The organism is Halomonas sp. 3F2F, assembly GCF_014897805.1.
Classification (GTDB): Bacteria; Pseudomonadota; Gammaproteobacteria; order Pseudomonadales; family Halomonadaceae; genus Vreelandella.
In genome coordinates, this window is record NZ_JABUZE010000096.1 from 12,643 (window position 1) to 28,364 (window position 15,722).

At 54.3% G+C, this 15,722-nt stretch carries 13 protein-coding genes; 12 read left to right on the top strand and 1 reads right to left on the bottom strand.

The window, feature by feature from the left end; genetic code table 11:
* Nucleotides 1-5: 5 nt before the first annotated feature.
* Nucleotides 6-452 (bottom strand): Rrf2 family transcriptional regulator, encoded by a 447-nt coding sequence (locus tag INT21_RS11005; protein ID WP_089038516.1) that lies wholly within the window; start codon nt 450-452, stop codon nt 6-8.
* 312 nt (nt 453-764) lie between these two features.
* Between INT21_RS11005 and INT21_RS11010 the strand changes: the two genes are divergently transcribed.
* The 12 genes from INT21_RS11010 to INT21_RS11065 all read left to right on the top strand — a co-directional run bounded on the left by INT21_RS11010 (nt 765) and on the right by INT21_RS11065 (nt 15,451).
* Entirely contained in the window at nt 765-4,577 is a 3,813-nt protein-coding gene (locus tag INT21_RS11010; protein ID WP_193085193.1) for a nitrate reductase subunit alpha, read from the top strand.
* Entirely contained in the window at nt 4,574-6,148 is a 1,575-nt protein-coding gene (gene narH / locus INT21_RS11015) for a nitrate reductase subunit beta (protein WP_193085194.1), read from the top strand. The genes INT21_RS11010 and narH overlap by 4 nt, the downstream gene beginning before the upstream one ends.
* Nucleotides 6,141-6,953, top strand: a complete 813-nt coding sequence (gene narJ / locus INT21_RS11020; protein WP_038484874.1) for a nitrate reductase molybdenum cofactor assembly chaperone — start codon at nt 6,141-6,143, stop codon at nt 6,951-6,953. The genes narH and narJ overlap by 8 nt, the downstream gene beginning before the upstream one ends.
* A gap of 13 nt (nt 6,954-6,966) precedes the next feature.
* Complete coding sequence (gene narI / locus INT21_RS11025; RefSeq protein WP_038484872.1) at nt 6,967-7,659, top strand: respiratory nitrate reductase subunit gamma; 693 nt, start codon at nt 6,967-6,969, stop codon at nt 7,657-7,659.
* A gap of 40 nt (nt 7,660-7,699) precedes the next feature.
* On the top strand, nt 7,700-8,521 hold the full coding sequence (locus INT21_RS11030) for a peptidylprolyl isomerase (RefSeq protein WP_038484870.1): 822 nt from the start codon (nt 7,700-7,702) through the stop codon (nt 8,519-8,521).
* Between the two features lie 35 nt (nt 8,522-8,556).
* The gene (moaB, locus tag INT21_RS11035) at nt 8,557-9,135 is read left to right on the top strand and encodes a molybdenum cofactor biosynthesis protein B (RefSeq protein ID WP_120386877.1); all 579 of its coding nucleotides are present in this window, start codon (nt 8,557-8,559) and stop codon (nt 9,133-9,135) included.
* Nucleotides 9,132-10,394: a molybdopterin molybdotransferase MoeA gene (locus INT21_RS11040; RefSeq protein WP_193085195.1), complete on the top strand. Its 1,263-nt coding sequence runs from the start codon at nt 9,132-9,134 to the stop codon at nt 10,392-10,394. The genes moaB and INT21_RS11040 overlap by 4 nt, the downstream gene beginning before the upstream one ends.
* 53 nt (nt 10,395-10,447) lie before the next feature.
* Nucleotides 10,448-10,852, top strand: coding sequence for a putative zinc-binding protein (locus INT21_RS11045; protein WP_193085196.1), 405 nt, complete (start codon nt 10,448-10,450; stop codon nt 10,850-10,852).
* Nucleotides 10,849-11,838: a GTP 3',8-cyclase MoaA gene (moaA, locus tag INT21_RS11050; RefSeq protein WP_089038508.1), complete on the top strand. Its 990-nt coding sequence runs from the start codon at nt 10,849-10,851 to the stop codon at nt 11,836-11,838. The genes INT21_RS11045 and moaA overlap by 4 nt, the downstream gene beginning before the upstream one ends.
* A gap of 397 nt (nt 11,839-12,235) precedes the next feature.
* Entirely contained in the window at nt 12,236-13,132 is an 897-nt protein-coding gene (gene menA, locus INT21_RS11055) for a 1,4-dihydroxy-2-naphthoate octaprenyltransferase (protein WP_193085197.1), read from the top strand.
* Between the two features lie 483 nt (nt 13,133-13,615).
* Entirely contained in the window at nt 13,616-14,848 is a 1,233-nt protein-coding gene (locus INT21_RS11060) for an O-antigen ligase family protein (protein ID WP_193085198.1), read from the top strand.
* A 150-nt stretch (nt 14,849-14,998) separates the two neighbouring features.
* Nucleotides 14,999-15,451 (top strand): low molecular weight protein-tyrosine-phosphatase, encoded by a 453-nt coding sequence (locus tag INT21_RS11065; protein WP_193085199.1) that lies wholly within the window; start codon nt 14,999-15,001, stop codon nt 15,449-15,451.
* The last annotated feature ends 271 nt before the right edge of the window (nt 15,452-15,722 follow it).

Consider the following 15,722-nt stretch of genomic DNA (forward strand, 5'->3'; position numbering starts at 1 on the left):
GAGTGCTATGCGCTGACGGTAGGAATGCGCATAAGTTGCGCCAGTTGAGATTGTTGACTGCCCAGCAGGTCGGCCAATGTGTAGTGGTCGAGTACACTTAGAAATGCTGAAAGTGCATCATTAAGAATCGGTTGAAGGCGACATGCCGGCGTAATGATGCATGCATTATCGCTATGAAAGCACTCCACTAACGCCATGTCATGCTCCATCTCGCGTACTAGCTCGCCTAACCCAATGGTTGCGGGGTCCCGTGTTAGCAGTAAGCCGCCATTCTTGCCACGAATAGCGGTAACGTAGTTCTTTTGACTTAGCTCTTGAACGATTTTCATCAAATGATTGCGTGAGATATTAAAGGTCTCGGCAATCTCGTGAATGGTAGAGCGCTCCTCTCCCTTGGTAGCAAGAAAGATCAAGACGCGTATCGAATAATCAGTGAATCGGGTGAGGTGCATGGAGTGTGCTTTGCTCCGAGAGTAATCCGGCTATAAAAAGCATGTTGTATGAATGTTCAGTGAGTTGCAATGTAAACGTAGTTGAAGGCCTGCGAGCATATTCCGCTCCGCTACAGCAAGCATTCAAGCACGGTGTAATTTCAACAGCGCCAACCGTCTATTCCTTTACGTTGGCCGCTCTATCACCTTGGGGGTAGATAGGGTGTATATGGAGGTAATCACGCAGTAATTCCCTTGTCGATCACGCAGAATCCACTCCATGGAACCCGCACTGTCGGGTATGCAAATTTCCGAGGAGCCTGGAGATCGACCATGAGTCACTTCATAGATCGGCTGAATTTCTTCCGCAAGTCCCGCGAGCCCTTTGCTAATGAGCATGGCGAATTACGCAGTGAATCCCGCCAGTGGGAAGATAGCTATCGTGCCCGCTGGCAGCACGATAAAGTGGTGCGTTCCACCCACGGGGTGAACTGCACCGGCTCCTGTAGCTGGAAGATCTACGTTAAAAACGGTTTGGTTACCTGGGAAACCCAGCAGACCGACTATCCGCGCACACGCCCTGATCTGCCCAACCATGAACCGCGTGGCTGTCCGCGTGGCGCCAGTTACTCCTGGTATCTGTACAGCGCCAATCGCCTCAAATACCCGTTGATTCGTAAGCCGTTGCTGGCGCTATGGCGCGAAGCGCTGAAGGCTAACCCAGACCCGGTCGACGCCTGGGCCTCTATTGTTGAAGACCCCGCCAAGACCAAACAGTACAAGCGTGCTCGCGGCATGGGCGGCTTCGTGCGCGGTAACTGGGACGAGCTCAACGAGCTGATCGCTGCCTCTAACGTTTACACCGCTAAGCAGTACGGCCCTGATCGTATCCTTGGCTTTTCGCCGATTCCTGCCATGTCGATGGTCAGCTACGCCGCGGGTAGCCGCTACCTGTCGCTGATTGGCGGCGTCTGCATGAGCTTCTACGACTGGTATTGCGACTTGCCGCCAGCCTCACCGATGACCTGGGGCGAGCAGACCGACGTTCCCGAGTCGGCTGACTGGTACAACTCCGGCTACATTATTGCCTGGGGCTCTAACGTGCCTCAAACGCGTACCCCGGATGCTCACTTCTTTACCGAAGTGCGCTACAAGGGTACCAAGACGGTTTCGATCACTCCGGATTATGCCGAAGTTTCCAAACTGACCGATGAATGGCTGTCCGCCAAGCAGGGCACCGATGCTGCACTGGCGATGGCCATGGGCCATGTCATTCTCAAAGAGTTTCACCTCGATAACCCGAGTGCTTATTTCACTGATTATGTGCGCCGCTATACCGACATGCCGTTCCTAGTGGAACTGGAAGCGCGTGAAGATGGCAGCTTCGCACCGGGTCGCCAACTGCGTGCCAGTGATTTTGATGCTGCCCTGGGCCAGGAAAACAACCCTGAGTGGAAAACCGTCGCCTGGGACGAAACCCGTGACCAGCTGGTGGTGCCGCGCGGCTCCATCGGTTTCCGCTGGGGGGAAACTGGCGACGAGGTGGGCAAGTGGAATCTGGAATCGCTGGACGCCGCAGGCACTGAAATCAAGCCGTTACTCAGTTTGGTCAATCACCACGATAGCGTCGCGCGCGTTGCGTTTCCTTACTTTGGTGGTATCGAACACGAACACTTTGAGCACGTAAAAGGAGCCGGTGTTGGCGCCGCCGATGACCTACTGTTCCACAATTTGCCCGCCAAACGCTTGAAGAGAGCCGATGGCAGCGACATGCTGGCGGTCACCGTTTTTGATCTGATGTGTGCCAACTACGGTATCGACCGTGGCTTTGTCGGCGACGGCGAAGATGATGGCGCGACCTCGTTTGATCAGATTCGTCCCTATACCCCCGCGTGGCAGGAGAAAATCACCGGCGTCCCTGCAGGGCAGTGCACCCGCATTGCCCGTGAATTTGCCGATAATGCCAATAAAACCAACGGCCGTAGCATGATCATCGTTGGTGCCGGTATGAACCACTGGTACCACATGGACATGAACTACCGCGGCCTGATTAACATGCTGGTCATGTGTGGTTGTATCGGTCAGAGCGGTGGCGGCTGGGCCCACTACGTTGGTCAGGAAAAACTGCGTCCGCAGACTGGCTGGACGCCTTTGGCCTTTGGCCTCGACTGGCAGCGCCCGCCGCGCCATATGAACTCTACTTCCTTCTTCTATAGTCACTCCTCCCAGTGGCGCTACGAGAAGCTAGAGATTAAAGAAATTCTTTCGCCGTTGGCCAAGGCCGAGGATTACCCCGGCAGCCTGATCGACTTTAACGTGCGCGCTGAGCGCATGGGCTGGCTGCCGTCAGCACCTCAACTGGACACTAACCCGCTACGCCTAGCGAAAAAAGCCGAAGCCGCGGGTATGTCGACAGCCGACTATGCCGTTGCGCAGCTCAAGAGCGGTGAACTGCGCTTTGCCGCGGAAGACCCGGATGCGCCAGAGAACTTCCCGCGTAATATGTTCATCTGGCGCTCCAACCTGCTGGGCAGCTCCGGTAAGGGCCATGAGTACATGCTCAAGTACCTGCTGGGTACTCGCCATGGTATTCAGGGCAAAGACCTGGGCGACTTCGGCGGCCAGAAGCCCGAAGAAGTGGTATGGCGTGACGAGGCGCCGGAAGGCAAGCTCGACCTGCTGGTGACGCTGGATTTCCGTATGTCCACCACCTGCCTCTACTCGGATATCGTGCTGCCTACGGCGACCTGGTATGAGAAGGACGACCTTAACACTTCTGACATGCACCCCTTTATTCACCCCTTGACTGCCGCCACCGACCCTGCCTGGGAATCGCGCAGCGACTGGGATATTTATAAGGGTATTGCCAAAGCATTCTCCAAGGTGTGTGTCGGCCACCTGGGCGAAGAGACCGACCTGGTCACGCTACCGATGCAGCACGACTCGCCAGGAGAGTTGGCCCAACCGGCGGTGATGGATTGGAAGAAGGGCGAATGCGCGCCGATTCCCGGCAAGACCATGCCATCGCTGATTGAGGTCAAGCGCAACTATCCCGAAACCTATGAGCGCTTTACCTCCGTAGGGCCTTTGCTGGAAAGCATCGGTAACGGCGGCAAGGGCATCGCTTGGAACACCGATGCGGAAGTCGAGCTGCTGGGCAAACTCAACCATCGCAAGCTGGATGGCCCGCATAAAGGGAGCCCGTTGATCGACAGCGCTATCGATGCCGCCGAGATGATTCTGACCCTGGCACCGGAAACCAACGGCGCCGTGGCAGTAAAGGCGTGGGATGCACTCTCCAAAATTACCGGGCGTGACCATACCCACCTGGCAAGGCCCAAACATGACGAAAAAATCCGCTTTCGCGATGTTGTCGCCCAGCCGCGCAAAATTATCTCCAGCCCGACTTGGTCTGGCCTTGAGGATGAGCACGTCTCCTATAACGCCGGTTACACCAACGTTCACGAGCTGATTCCATGGCGCACCGTGAGTGGTCGTCAGCAGTTCTATCAGGATCATGCCTGGATGCGCGCGTTCGGCGAAAGCCTGCTGGTCTATCGTCCGCCCATCGATACCAAGGCGGCCAAAGGCTTCCAGCTTCCCGCCGACAACGGCTTCAAGAGCAAGGCGCTGAACTTCCTCACGCCGCACCAGAAGTGGGGCATCCACTCCACTTACTCGGACAACCTGCTGATGTTGACGCTCAACCGAGGCGGCCCGGTGGTGTGGCTCTCCGAGGCAGATGCGGCTGAGATCGATATCGAGGACAACGACTGGATCGAGGTCTACAACGCCAACGGCTCGATTGCCGCGCGGGCAGTGGTCAGCCAGCGGGTCAAGGCGGGCATGGTGATGATGTACCACGCCCAGGAGCGCAACGTGAACGTCCCTGGCTCTGAGGTCACCGGTACGCGGGGCGGTATTCACAACTCGGTCACCCGGGTCTGCCCCAAGCCAACCCACATGATCGGCGGCTACGCGCAGCTCTCTTACAGTTTTAATTACTACGGCACCGTTGGCTCAAACCGCGATGAGTTCGTGTTAGTGCGCAAGATGAAACACGTTGACTGGCTGGATGGTGAAGGCAATGACAGTGTTCAGGAGAACGTGGCTCTTAAGAACAGTACTAGGGAGGCCGTGAAATGAAAATTCGTTCCCAGGTAGGCATGGTTCTCAACCTTGATAAGTGTATCGGTTGCCACACCTGTTCGGTGACCTGCAAAAACGTCTGGACCAGTCGCGAAGGTATGGAGTACGCCTGGTTCAACAATGTCGAGACCAAGCCCGGTATCGGCTATCCCAAAGAGTGGGAGAACCAGGCCAAGTGGAAGGGCGGTTGGATGCGCCGTAACGACGGTCGGATTGAACCGCGTATTGGTGGCAAATGGCGGGTGCTGGCGAACATTTTCGCCAACCCCGACTTGCCTGAAATGGACGACTACTATGAGCCGTTCACGTTTGACTACCAACATCTGCATACCGCCAAGATCGGCGAGCACCAGCCGGTGGCGCGCCCGCGCTCGCTGATTTCCGGTCAGCGTATGAAAAAGATCGAATGGGGCCCGAACTGGGAAGAGATTCTTGGCACCGAGTTCGCCAAGCGGCGCAAAGATGCCAACTTTGTCAAGAACTTTGACAAGGTGCAGGCAGATATTTACGGCCAGTTCGAAAACACCTTCATGATGTATCTGCCGCGCCTGTGCGAGCATTGCTTGAACCCCACCTGTGTAGCGGCTTGCCCCAGTGGTGCGATCTACAAGCGGGAAGAGGACGGCATCGTTCTAATCGACCAGGACAAGTGCCGTGGCTGGCGGATGTGTATCTCCGGCTGCCCCTACAAGAAGATCTACTACAACTGGAAAAGCGGTAAGTCCGAGAAGTGTATTTTCTGCTACCCGCGTATCGAGGCCGGCCAGCCGACCATCTGCTCCGAGACCTGTGTGGGCCGCATTCGCTATCTCGGCGTACTGCTGTATGACGCTGATCGCATCGAGGAAGTGGCAAGCTCGCCGGATGAGCGTGACCTCTACCATCGCCAGTGCGAGATTTTCCTAGATCCCAACGATCCGGAAGTGATTGCCCAGGCCAAGCGGGATGGCATCCAGGATAACGTCATCAAAGCCGCCCAGGCCTCTCCGGTCTACAAGATGGCTATCGACTGGGGGTTGGCGCTGCCACTGCACCCGGAATACCGCACGCTGCCGATGGTGTGGTACGTGCCGCCGCTGTCGCCGATTCAGTCCGCCGCTGAGGCGGGGCATGTGGAGTTTGACGGCATCCTGCCCAAGATTGAATCACTGCGTATCCCGGTGAAGTACCTGGCTAACCTGTTGACTGCCGGTGAAGAGGAGCCCGTGGTGTTGGCACTCAAGCGCTTAATGGCGATGCGTGTCTACATGCGCGGCAAGCACGTAGAGGGTGCCCCCAACGCCGACGTGCTCGATGCCGTGGGGCTGAGCGTCGCCCAAGTAGAGGAGATGTACCGCTACCTGGCCATTGCCAACTACGAGGATCGGTTTGTGATCCCCACCAGCCATCGGGAAATGGCCACCGAAGCCTTCCCGGAACGGGGAGGATGCGGCTTTACCTTTGGTGATGGTTGCCATGGTGAGAGCCAGCCCAACCTGTTTAATGGCCGTAAGCAGACCAGCGTGTTGGTGAAACCGGTAGAGGTCTTCGACCCGCAGCCACAACTTGAGGAGTCTCGGCATGACTGAAGCCGCTACCCAATCGCCGACCCTGGTAGAGCCGTCGTTCGAGCCGCTACAGGGTATGCGTAGCCTACGCGTACTGGCCCGCCTGCTCGATTACCCGACCCAGGAACTGCAGGATGCCTGCGGCGAACTCATCGAAATTCTAAATGCCGAGCGCCGCCTGGGGGTGGCTCTCAAGTCGTCACTAATGGAGTGGTGTCAGCGTCTCCAAGAGGGCGACCTGCTTGAGCTGCAGGCCGAGTACGTCGCTATGTTCGATAAGGGGCGAGCTACGTCGCTGCTGCTATTCGAGCACGTTCACGGTGAATCACGTGACCGTGGTCAGGCCATGGTGGATCTTATGGCCGAGTACAGCGCGGCCGGTTTTGAACTAGATGCCCGTGAACTGCCCGATCATCTACCGGTATTTCTTGAATACCTTTCAATGTGCGACGACGCCGAAATTGGCCGCTGGCTGGGCGAAATACGCCATATCCTGGCGTTGCTGACGGCACGGCTGGAGGAGCGGGGTGCGGATCACGCGCTAGTACCGTTGTCACTATTGGCGTTGATCGGTGCCGAGGGAGATGTCGAGGAGCATCGGCCCCAGGTCAAAAAAGAAGCGCCGGACAACACCCCCGAAGCACTAGACGCCGTATGGGAAGAAGAAGCGGTGCGTTTCTCAGCAACCTCTGACGAAGACTGTGCGCTGCAGTCTGCTGAAGGTCGCCGCTTGGTTGAGCGCAAGCACACCGTTCAGAGCCAGCCGGTACGCATTATGCCTGCTCCGTCTTTAAATGCCTCTTCCGCTCCTTCCGCCGATCGTTAATAGGAGAATCACCATGTATGACGCGATTGCGCATTACTTAACCCATCTGATCTACGGTTACTACCCCTATCTCGCGGGCACGGTGTTTCTGCTTGGCAGCCTGCTCCGTTTTGATCATGGTCAGTACACTTGGAAGACCGGTTCTAGCCAGATGCTCTCTTCAAAGAACATGCGCCTGGGCAGCAACCTGTTTCATATCGGGATTATCGTGATTTTCTTCGGTCACTTGGTGGGCATGCTCACGCCGCACTGGGTTTATGAGCCGTTCCTGCACGCCGGTACTAAACAGCTAGTGGCTATCGTGGTGGGCGGTATTGCCGGTGCCATGTGCGTGGTGGGCGGCGCCATGTTGCTCTATCGTCGTCTGGCCAACCCGCGCGTAAAGGCGTCGTCGAGCATGATGGATACCTTGATCTTGGGCTTGATCGTCTTACAGGCGTGCCTAGGTATGGTGACCATCATCTTCTCGTTGGGCCATATGGACGGCGAGATGATGCTAACGCTCTCTAGCTGGGCGCAGTCGATTGTCTTCTTCAGCGGCGGTGCGGCGGACTACATGCAGGAAGTGTCGTGGATCTACAAACTGCATATCTTTATCGGCCTGACCATCATCCTGCTGTTCCCCTTTACCCGCTTGGTGCATGTGTGGAGCGCGCCGTTTGGCTATGTGACCCGGCGTTATCAGCTTGTCCGCCGTCGTGGCTAAAAACTGGCTTGTGCTCGGCCAGGCCTAGAGGAGAAATAATATGCAGATGATTGATATCGAACAGTTACCTGGGGGCGTTGCTGCGCCTCCGGTACGTGTCGGTGATACCCCTATCGATGAAGCAACGATTGCGTTGGAGATGCAGTACCACCCCGCCGAAACGGCGGGAGAGGCCCAGCTTCAGGCAGCCCGTGCGTTGGTGGTCAGAGAGCTGCTTCGCCAGCGTGCTAGCGTCCTGGGCCTACTATTGACACAGGACGTTAGCGAGGCACAGGAAGATGCGGCGATTGCTGCTTTGCTCGAACAGGAGCTTGAGGTGCCCGAACCGGGGGAAGCAGATTGCCAGCGCTTTTTTGACACCCACCGTGAGCGCTTTAGCGAACCAGTGCAGTTACGCGTTCGGCATATCCTGCTCGCGGCCGCACCCGATGACTCCCAGGGTCGCGACGATGCTTACCAGCTTGGCGAAAAGCTACTCGAACAGCTTAATCAGATACCCGAACGGTTTGCCGAATTTGCTCAACACCACTCCGCGTGCCCTTCAAAAGAGCTGGATGGTGATTTGGGTTGGCTAGTGTCGGGGCAAACCGTTCCAGAGTTGGACCGCGCTTTGCAGCACCTGCCCGAAGGTCTACATGAGCGCCCCTTGGCGTCTCGCTATGGCTGGCATGTGGTCAGTATTGACGAGCGCAGAGAAGGTAGGGCGTTACCTTTCGATCAAGTGATTGACCGGGTGCGCCATAGCCTTCGGGAGCAGGCAACTCGACGTGCGCTGCGTCACTATTTGCTGATGTTAGAGAGCGAAATAGGCGTCGAAGGGATTGTGCTGGATGACGATGCTGGCGGCAGCTTGATGCAATAGCTTGAAGCAATAGGAAAGCTAATAGGAGAGGCTTGATGTCCCATGTTCCTGTAGATGCTCTTTTCATTCCGCTTGGCATCGCGGTGTTAACCGTTTCCGATACGCGTGGATTCGATGAGGATGGCAGTGGTGACTTACTCGCCGCGCATCTTATTGAAAGCGGCCATAACCTAATGGAGCGGCGCATCGTGCCTGATGATATTTATCAGGTTCGTGCTGTGGTTTCGGAATGGATTGCGCGTAAAGAAATTCAGACGATACTGGTGAATGGCGGTACGGGCTTCACTGCTCGCGATACCACACCTGAGGCGTTAGTTCCTCTTTTTGACAAAGCAATTGAGGGGTATGGCGAGCTGTTTCGCTACTACTCTCTGCAAACGATTGGCACGTCGACTATTCAATCTAGGGCAGTGGCGGGGGTTGCCAACCAGACACTGTTGTTTGCGATGCCCGGTTCGCCCAAAGCATGTGAATTGGCGTGGGAAAAAATCATCTCATTGCAGTTGGACTCCCGCACTCGGCCCTGCAACTTTGTAGCAATGGTGTTGCCTTCTGCTCCTGCTTGTAGTGGACGTCAAGTAGAAACGACGTCGCATGTTTCGGAGCGCTTATGAACTGTCAATGCGCAGAAATAGTCACGCCCGGCTTATTAAATTTATTTGATGCACGCCAACGAGTTATCGACGCAGCCACGCCGATTAATGCCGTAGAAAACGTCTCCCTTGAACAGTCGGCGGGGCGAGTGCTGGCAGAAATGGTGGTTGCACCTCTCGATATGCCGGGCGTGGACAATAGCGCTATGGATGGTTACGCGCTGTGTCTGGCTGATTACCAAGCGGCACCTCGCGGTGCAGGCCTACCCATTCTTCAACGCGTGCCAGCTGGCGCAGGTGTCATGCTGCTACCCGAAGGGGGCTGCGCGCGTATTTTCACCGGCGCGCCGGTACCCATAGGGGCTGATATTGTGGTGCCTCAAGAGCGGGTAACCCTTGATAAGCGTGGGCATATACACCTCGAGGGTAGCTTGGTGCTAGGCGCTAATATTCGCCGTCAAGGCGAGGAAACCCGCATGGGAACCCCGCTACTCGCTGCGGGTAAGTTTCTTGACTCAGCGTCGATTGCGCTTCTGGCAAGCCACGGGATCAATATCGTTGCCGTCAAGCGGCGCCTACGGGTGGCATTGCTCTCAACCGGCGATGAGCTGATTGCCCCAGGCGCGGTGCGATCTCCGGGACAGGTATACGACAGCAATCGCGCCATGCTTAACGTACTGCTCGCACAAGCGCAGTGCGATGTACTGGATCTGGGCGTCATCGCTGATTCGCCGCAGTCATTGCACCAGGCCTTTGAGCACGCACAAACCATTGCAGATGTGGTGATATGCACCGGTGGCGTTTCGGTAGGCGAGGAGGATCACGTTCGTCCGGTGATCGAGCAGCGCGGTGGGCTACATTTTCATGGTGTTGCGATGAAACCCGGAAAGCCTTTTGCATTCGGTTATCTGGGCGCGGAGCCTTCCACTTGCACGCCGTTAATGGCGCTGCCGGGTAACCCCGTGGCCTCCTTGGTGGGCTGGCAACTGCTGGCGCTGCCGTTTATTCATGCTATGCAGGGTCGGCACTTAGCTGCGCTACAGTGTTTTCCAGTAACAGCGGGCTTCTCTCAGCGTGGGCCCAAAGGGCGCTGCGAGCTATTACGGGTAGTGTTGGATTGGTCACAGGGGAGTCCCGTGGCGCAGTTAGCGGGCGGACAGGGCTCGCATATGCTTGGTGCGGCTAGCCAAGCTGATGGTTATTTAATGATTAACTCCGAAACCGATGTGGCAGAAGGGGAGGCGTATCACTACTACCCTATCAATCAGTTCGTCGCTTGAATCACTTTTTCAGTCGTGACCACTGACCTCGTTAGTTTTTTATAGGAGAGGGTATGTCTTCACATCACAAACCTCGCGCACTGATTTATGCTTGTTCCGGCTGCTCTGATGTTGCGCAACTAGCCAATAGTGTTGCCCTGCGACTTGACCATGCAGGAGAGGCAGAAATGTCGTGCATTGCCGGTGTCGGTGGTGGTGTGCCTGGCCTAGTGCGCATTGCCCGTTCCGGGCGGCCTATCGTGGCCATTGATGGGTGCCAGATGCACTGTGCCAGCCACTGTCTCGCCAACGCGGATGTGATACCCACAGAGCACGTAAAGCTATATGAAAACGGCCTGCGCAAGCGACGGGGTCAGTTTTATGATGAGCAAACAATCATCGAAGTGACTGCTGAGGTAAAAGGACTCATTGCTCGGCTGCCCGTTAATGCCAGTTCCCAAGGGGAGCCCGTAGAATGAGTGCGCTAGTCGATGGATTTGGCCGTACGGTGCGTTACCTGCGTATATCGGTAACGGATCGTTGTGACTTTCGCTGTGTGTATTGCATGGCCGAGGAGATGACCTTCCTGCCTCGAGCCCAATTACTGACCCTTGAGGAAATAGCCACTCTTTCGCAGGCATTCGTCGAGCTGGGCGTGGAAAAAATCCGTCTAACTGGCGGTGAGCCGCTGGTACGCCAGGGGGTGCTAACGCTAGTGCAAAAACTCGCTGAATTGGAGGGCCTGCGCGAGCTGGCGATGACCACCAACGGCTCAGGGCTGGTCAAACATGCCGATGCTTTGCGCCAAGGCGGGCTACATCGGCTCAATATTAGCCTCGACTCGCTCAAGCCCGAGCGTTTTAAAGCATTAACTCGAACAGGTGACTTAAACCAAGTGATCGCGGGTATCCGTGCCGCACGTCGCGCCGGTTTTCAGTCGATTAAGCTCAACGCTGTATTGCTTAAGGGGCGTAATGACGACGAAATTATCGACTTGGTAAACTTTGCCCGAGATGAACAAGTCGATATCAGCTTTATCGAGGAAATGCCCCTGGGCGCAATCAGCGAGCATAACCGTGGTGAAACCTTTCTTTCCACTGATGCGGTTCGTGAGACCATAGAAAACCACTATCGACTCTTACCCACCACCGAGACCACCCTAGGTCCATCCCGCTATTACCGCATGGCAGACAGCCAATCGCGGATTGGCTTTATCTCTCCCCATAGCCACAATTTCTGTGCTGCCTGTAATCGTGTTCGAGTGACGGCGGAAGGGCGGCTACTCCTCTGCTTGGGCAATGAGCATTCGGTAGATTTACGCGCCGTAATGCGACGTTATCCGGGGGAGATCCAGCGCCTAAAAGCAGCCATTGTGGGGGCGATGACGAAAAAGCCTGAGCGGCACCACTTTACGACCGATGGTGAGGTTCAGGTTTTGCGATTTATGAATGCAACTGGCGGTTAGTACAGCGTTGCCGAAAGCAGTTTTTACTTCAAGCTGTATCTGCTTGATAGAGTCTAAGAAGTAATCTAAGTATATTTTTAATATGAGGAGCTTCGGTGAAGGGGATTTTAAGATAGCCACTGAATCGGCCCTCCTTGAGTTGGCATAAATTTCCTCTTGATTTCATCCGTTTTGGCAGTGGTTCTGCGAAAGGATGCTGTGTCGTGTCTCGTCGTTAACTCTGTCTTCTTCGCATAAAAAATTGCCACCAATTTGTCTTTAATGGCGAGCCTTTGTATGCGCTAACATTTGTCCTAACGGTAAGCGAAGCAGTACCTTTGTTAAATTAATCGACTAGGACGGGGTTAGAATCGCTGCTATGCCCCAGGAATGATCAATAACCCAAAGAAGACAATTAATGACGCGTACTAAGCCATTTCAAGGTGAGTTTGCCAGCAACAAACTGGCCATCTGGATTCAAACACTTCGCCCGCGTACTTTGCCTGCAGCGGTAGGCCCCATTTTGTTAGGACAGGCGTTAGTCCTACCAAGCCATTTCTCCTGGCTCACCGCGTGCTTGTGCTTGGTTAGTGCATTAGCGCTACAGCTTGCGGTTAATTTGGCCAATGATCTTTTTGATGGGCTTTCGGGCGTTGATCAGCACGATCGTTTAGGGCCAGCACGTGCACTCCAGTCTGGCTTGTTAGGAGTTAGTGAGCTGCGGGTAGGACTGCTGCTAATGCTAGGAATTGCCTTGGTAACGGGTGTATGGCTAGCCCTCTTTGGGCATTGGTTATTGTGGGTGTTTGGTGGGCTAGCGCTGCTTGGTGTGCTGGGTTACAGCGGTGGTAGGAGTCCCTATGCCAATCTGGGATTAGGAGAAGTGGCAGTCTGGCTGTTTTTTGGCCCAGTGGCCGTGTTAGGTAGCCTGCTGGCCCAACAAAGCCCAGTAAACGAAAGAGCCATCATCAGCGCATTGTTAATGGGGCTACCCGTGGCTGCCATTTTGGTCGTTAATAATCTTCGTGACCGCTTTACTGATGCGCGGGCTGGTAAGCGAACACTAGCAGTGCGGCTCGGACCACGGGCCACTCGATGGCTTTTTAGCTTCTTAACGCTCGGCCCTTGGACGGTATCCCTGCCTTTCACAACAGAAGTTTGGCGCTGGGGGGTATGGAGCTGCCTGGGCTTAATAGGCGTAGGATTAAATATAGTGTTTTGGCAGCGAGATGGGGCGGCACTCAATCCAGTATTGGGTAAGACAGCGCTCTATTCTTTAGCGATAGCCGTCTGGTTGATTCTACGTTTTGCGTAAGCAACAACACATGCGGATCAATAATGGCTGCTGTTCTCTTTTCTTTTAGTGCATTTTATTCACTGTAATGAGGAGGTAAAGGGGAGAGGAAGCCGTTGGTAGCAAGTTCCCAGTACTAATTGTCATCGCGCTTGGGTTCTTGTTGCCTGCAGATAATTAGCTTTTTAATCGTGTGTGGCTGATGTTATTAAGCTTTATTGGTTAATATGCCGGCTGATTGTTATCAAACTATCGTCAGCTTGTTTTACTGTCGATAAGGTTAAGCTGATCAATAGTGTTCTTTTAATTGGGAAGTCCCTCTACAATCAATGTCGGTGACTAGATTTTACACGTAATTTATTGAGTGATTTTGATAGATCCAAATTGCTAGCAATACTGTGCAAGTAAATAATACAGACTGTGTACGCGTATTTAAAAGGCTATCGGGCTTGGGTAAACAAGCTAGAGATTGCTTCCCGGTGACACTGACAAGGCAGATGCTTTATGCAGGCTATCGCAATCACCACATTCCCGCTGTTGGTGCCTTTAGGCTATTGGCTAGGGCTGGTGGTTGCTCTTATAGGGGGAAGCCTTGCTTGGAGAAAAACACCAAATTGGCGCTGTATAGAGCGTACGAGTGGGCGTGATGATCACCTTTTATTAGTGTTGATCGTCGGGCTGGGTGTCGTCGAGATTGTCATTGGCGTATGGCATGACAGCTTGAAACAGGCGCTTCCATTGGCGGGAGCCGCTTGGCTAGCTGCGCTGGTTGTGTTGATGATTGGCGCCGTTAAACCACCGCCAGCAGGATGGTGGGCGGGGCTGGCGATAAGTGGGTTAGGAGCGGGTGGATGGGCTGCGTGGCAAAAATTTGGGGTTGGATTGACGCGCGCAACAGGGCACCCGCCGTTACACTCCATTTTCTTCGGTAATTTTGCGTTATTGAGTGCGCTGCTATGTCTGGCTGGTTTGAGCTGGGCCTGGCATCAGAGAACGTCACGTTTTTGTTGGTTGTTACTGTTACTGGGGGGCGCAGCAGGAGGCGTAATGGCATCGGCACTTTCCGGTACGCGAGGTGGTTGGTTAGTTCTGCCATTAGCAATAGGTGTGTTTTATTACAGTTATGCGCATCAGTGGCGAGCAGCATGGCGTTGGTTGGGTATCTGTTGTGTCGTGGCAGTGCTGGTGGTGGCGTACGTCATCCCGCAAAGCGGAGTGGAAAGGCGGGTGAATAAGGCGGTAGCTGATGTGCACCACTATATTGAGGGAACGGATGTTGGCTCTGTGGGAGCGCGTCTGGAAATGTATCGCGGTGCCTTGTGGTTAATAGGTGAGCATCCGTTCATGGGCTACGGACATGAAGGCTATCAGCCCGCAATGCAAAGGCTAGAAGCTGAAGGGGGTCTAAGCCCGAAATTAGGCAATTACTGGCATGCGCACAATGATTTACTGGATGCCTGGGTGAGGCGAGGACTATTTGGCATGTTAGTGGTGCTGGGGCTTTACCTTGTGCCTTTGTGGCATTTCCTCCCAGGTTTGCGCAGTGAAAATCCAGTGCATAAATCTTTTTCTGTTGCTGGAGTACTGTTGACAGTCGCCTTTATAAGCTTTGGTTTGAGCTACTCTTTTTTCGCGTACCCTGCAGGTATAGCCGTATACGCTAGCTGGCTGATTTTCCTATGGGTTCAGATTCCCGAGGCACTTCCGCAGAAGAGTCGCTATGGATACGCTAATTAATGCACTGGCTGCAACAATAGTGATATCCCATGGCTTTGATGACTATCACCTTTGTATCGAATGCGGGGTCGGCTTGTTATCGGGTGCATGCATTAAGCACGATATTTGAAGACTAGATGCTCCGCTTCTTGTTAAGGAAATAAGTAGCTTATGTTCAAGCATATTTTGGTGGTTTGTACGGGTAATATCTGCCGCAGCCCTGTCGCTGAAGCAATTCTCAGGCAGCAACTCCCCAACTATCAAATCAGCTCTGCTGGCTTAGGTGCCTTACAAGGGGAACCAGTATCATTGTTTGCACGACAATTGGCAGAATCGGATGGCCTGGATGTCACTCACCACCGAGCACGCCAGTTGACGGCGATAATGATTCAGCAAGCCGATCTCATTTTGGTCATGACGGAAGGCCAGCGTCGCGCTCTAGGGAAGCAAACGCCGCAGGCCTTGGGGAAAACGCTGTTACTTGGTCGTTGGCTGAATGACGGTGAAGGGCAAGATATCCCTGATCCTTATAGAAAGACGCTAGATGTCTTTGAGTATGTTCATACGCTATTAAAAGACGCGAGTCTTTTGTGGTCAGAAAAGCTTCCAAAAACGCTACGTTGATACCGGCCATGTTGAGTAGGGTCCCCTTAGGGCCCTCTAGGCTTCGACGGGTGGCCTTCTAGATTTCTCCCTCTGAGTCCCTTTCTCTCTTTCGCTGAGTTTTCACTGATGCTGTGTGCAGCTATTAAAAGCCAGATTGATTTCTAATTAAGAATTTACGCACGTGAAGGCCCAATCTAAGTTGACGCTATTTTTGTAACGTTTATGTTACATGAAAGATTGGCTTTCAGAGAACATCAGCTGCCTTCATATAAGTATTGTAAAAATCTAA

What these genes read in the sequence shown, in the direction of transcription:
- menA (WP_193085197.1), top strand. Translation starts at nt 12,236, where the DNA reads ATGACGCGTACTAAGCCATTTCAAGGTGAGTTTGCCAGCAACAAACTG.
- INT21_RS11045 (WP_193085196.1), top strand. Translation starts at nt 10,448, where the DNA reads ATGTCTTCACATCACAAACCTCGCGCACTGATTTATGCTTGTTCCGGC.
- moaB (WP_120386877.1), top strand. Translation starts at nt 8,557, where the DNA reads ATGTCCCATGTTCCTGTAGATGCTCTTTTCATTCCGCTTGGCATCGCG.
- INT21_RS11040 (WP_193085195.1), top strand. Translation starts at nt 9,132, where the DNA reads ATGAACTGTCAATGCGCAGAAATAGTCACGCCCGGCTTATTAAATTTA.
- narI (WP_038484872.1), top strand. Translation starts at nt 6,967, where the DNA reads ATGTATGACGCGATTGCGCATTACTTAACCCATCTGATCTACGGTTAC.
- INT21_RS11005 (WP_089038516.1), bottom strand. Translation starts at nt 452, where the DNA reads ATGCACCTCACCCGATTCACTGATTATTCGATACGCGTCTTGATCTTT.
- INT21_RS11030 (WP_038484870.1), top strand. Translation starts at nt 7,700, where the DNA reads ATGCAGATGATTGATATCGAACAGTTACCTGGGGGCGTTGCTGCGCCT.
- narH (WP_193085194.1), top strand. Translation starts at nt 4,574, where the DNA reads ATGAAAATTCGTTCCCAGGTAGGCATGGTTCTCAACCTTGATAAGTGT.
- INT21_RS11060 (WP_193085198.1), top strand. Translation starts at nt 13,616, where the DNA reads ATGCAGGCTATCGCAATCACCACATTCCCGCTGTTGGTGCCTTTAGGC.
- narJ (WP_038484874.1), top strand. Translation starts at nt 6,141, where the DNA reads ATGACTGAAGCCGCTACCCAATCGCCGACCCTGGTAGAGCCGTCGTTC.
- moaA (WP_089038508.1), top strand. Translation starts at nt 10,849, where the DNA reads ATGAGTGCGCTAGTCGATGGATTTGGCCGTACGGTGCGTTACCTGCGT.
- INT21_RS11065 (WP_193085199.1), top strand. Translation starts at nt 14,999, where the DNA reads ATGTTCAAGCATATTTTGGTGGTTTGTACGGGTAATATCTGCCGCAGC.
- INT21_RS11010 (WP_193085193.1), top strand. Translation starts at nt 765, where the DNA reads ATGAGTCACTTCATAGATCGGCTGAATTTCTTCCGCAAGTCCCGCGAG.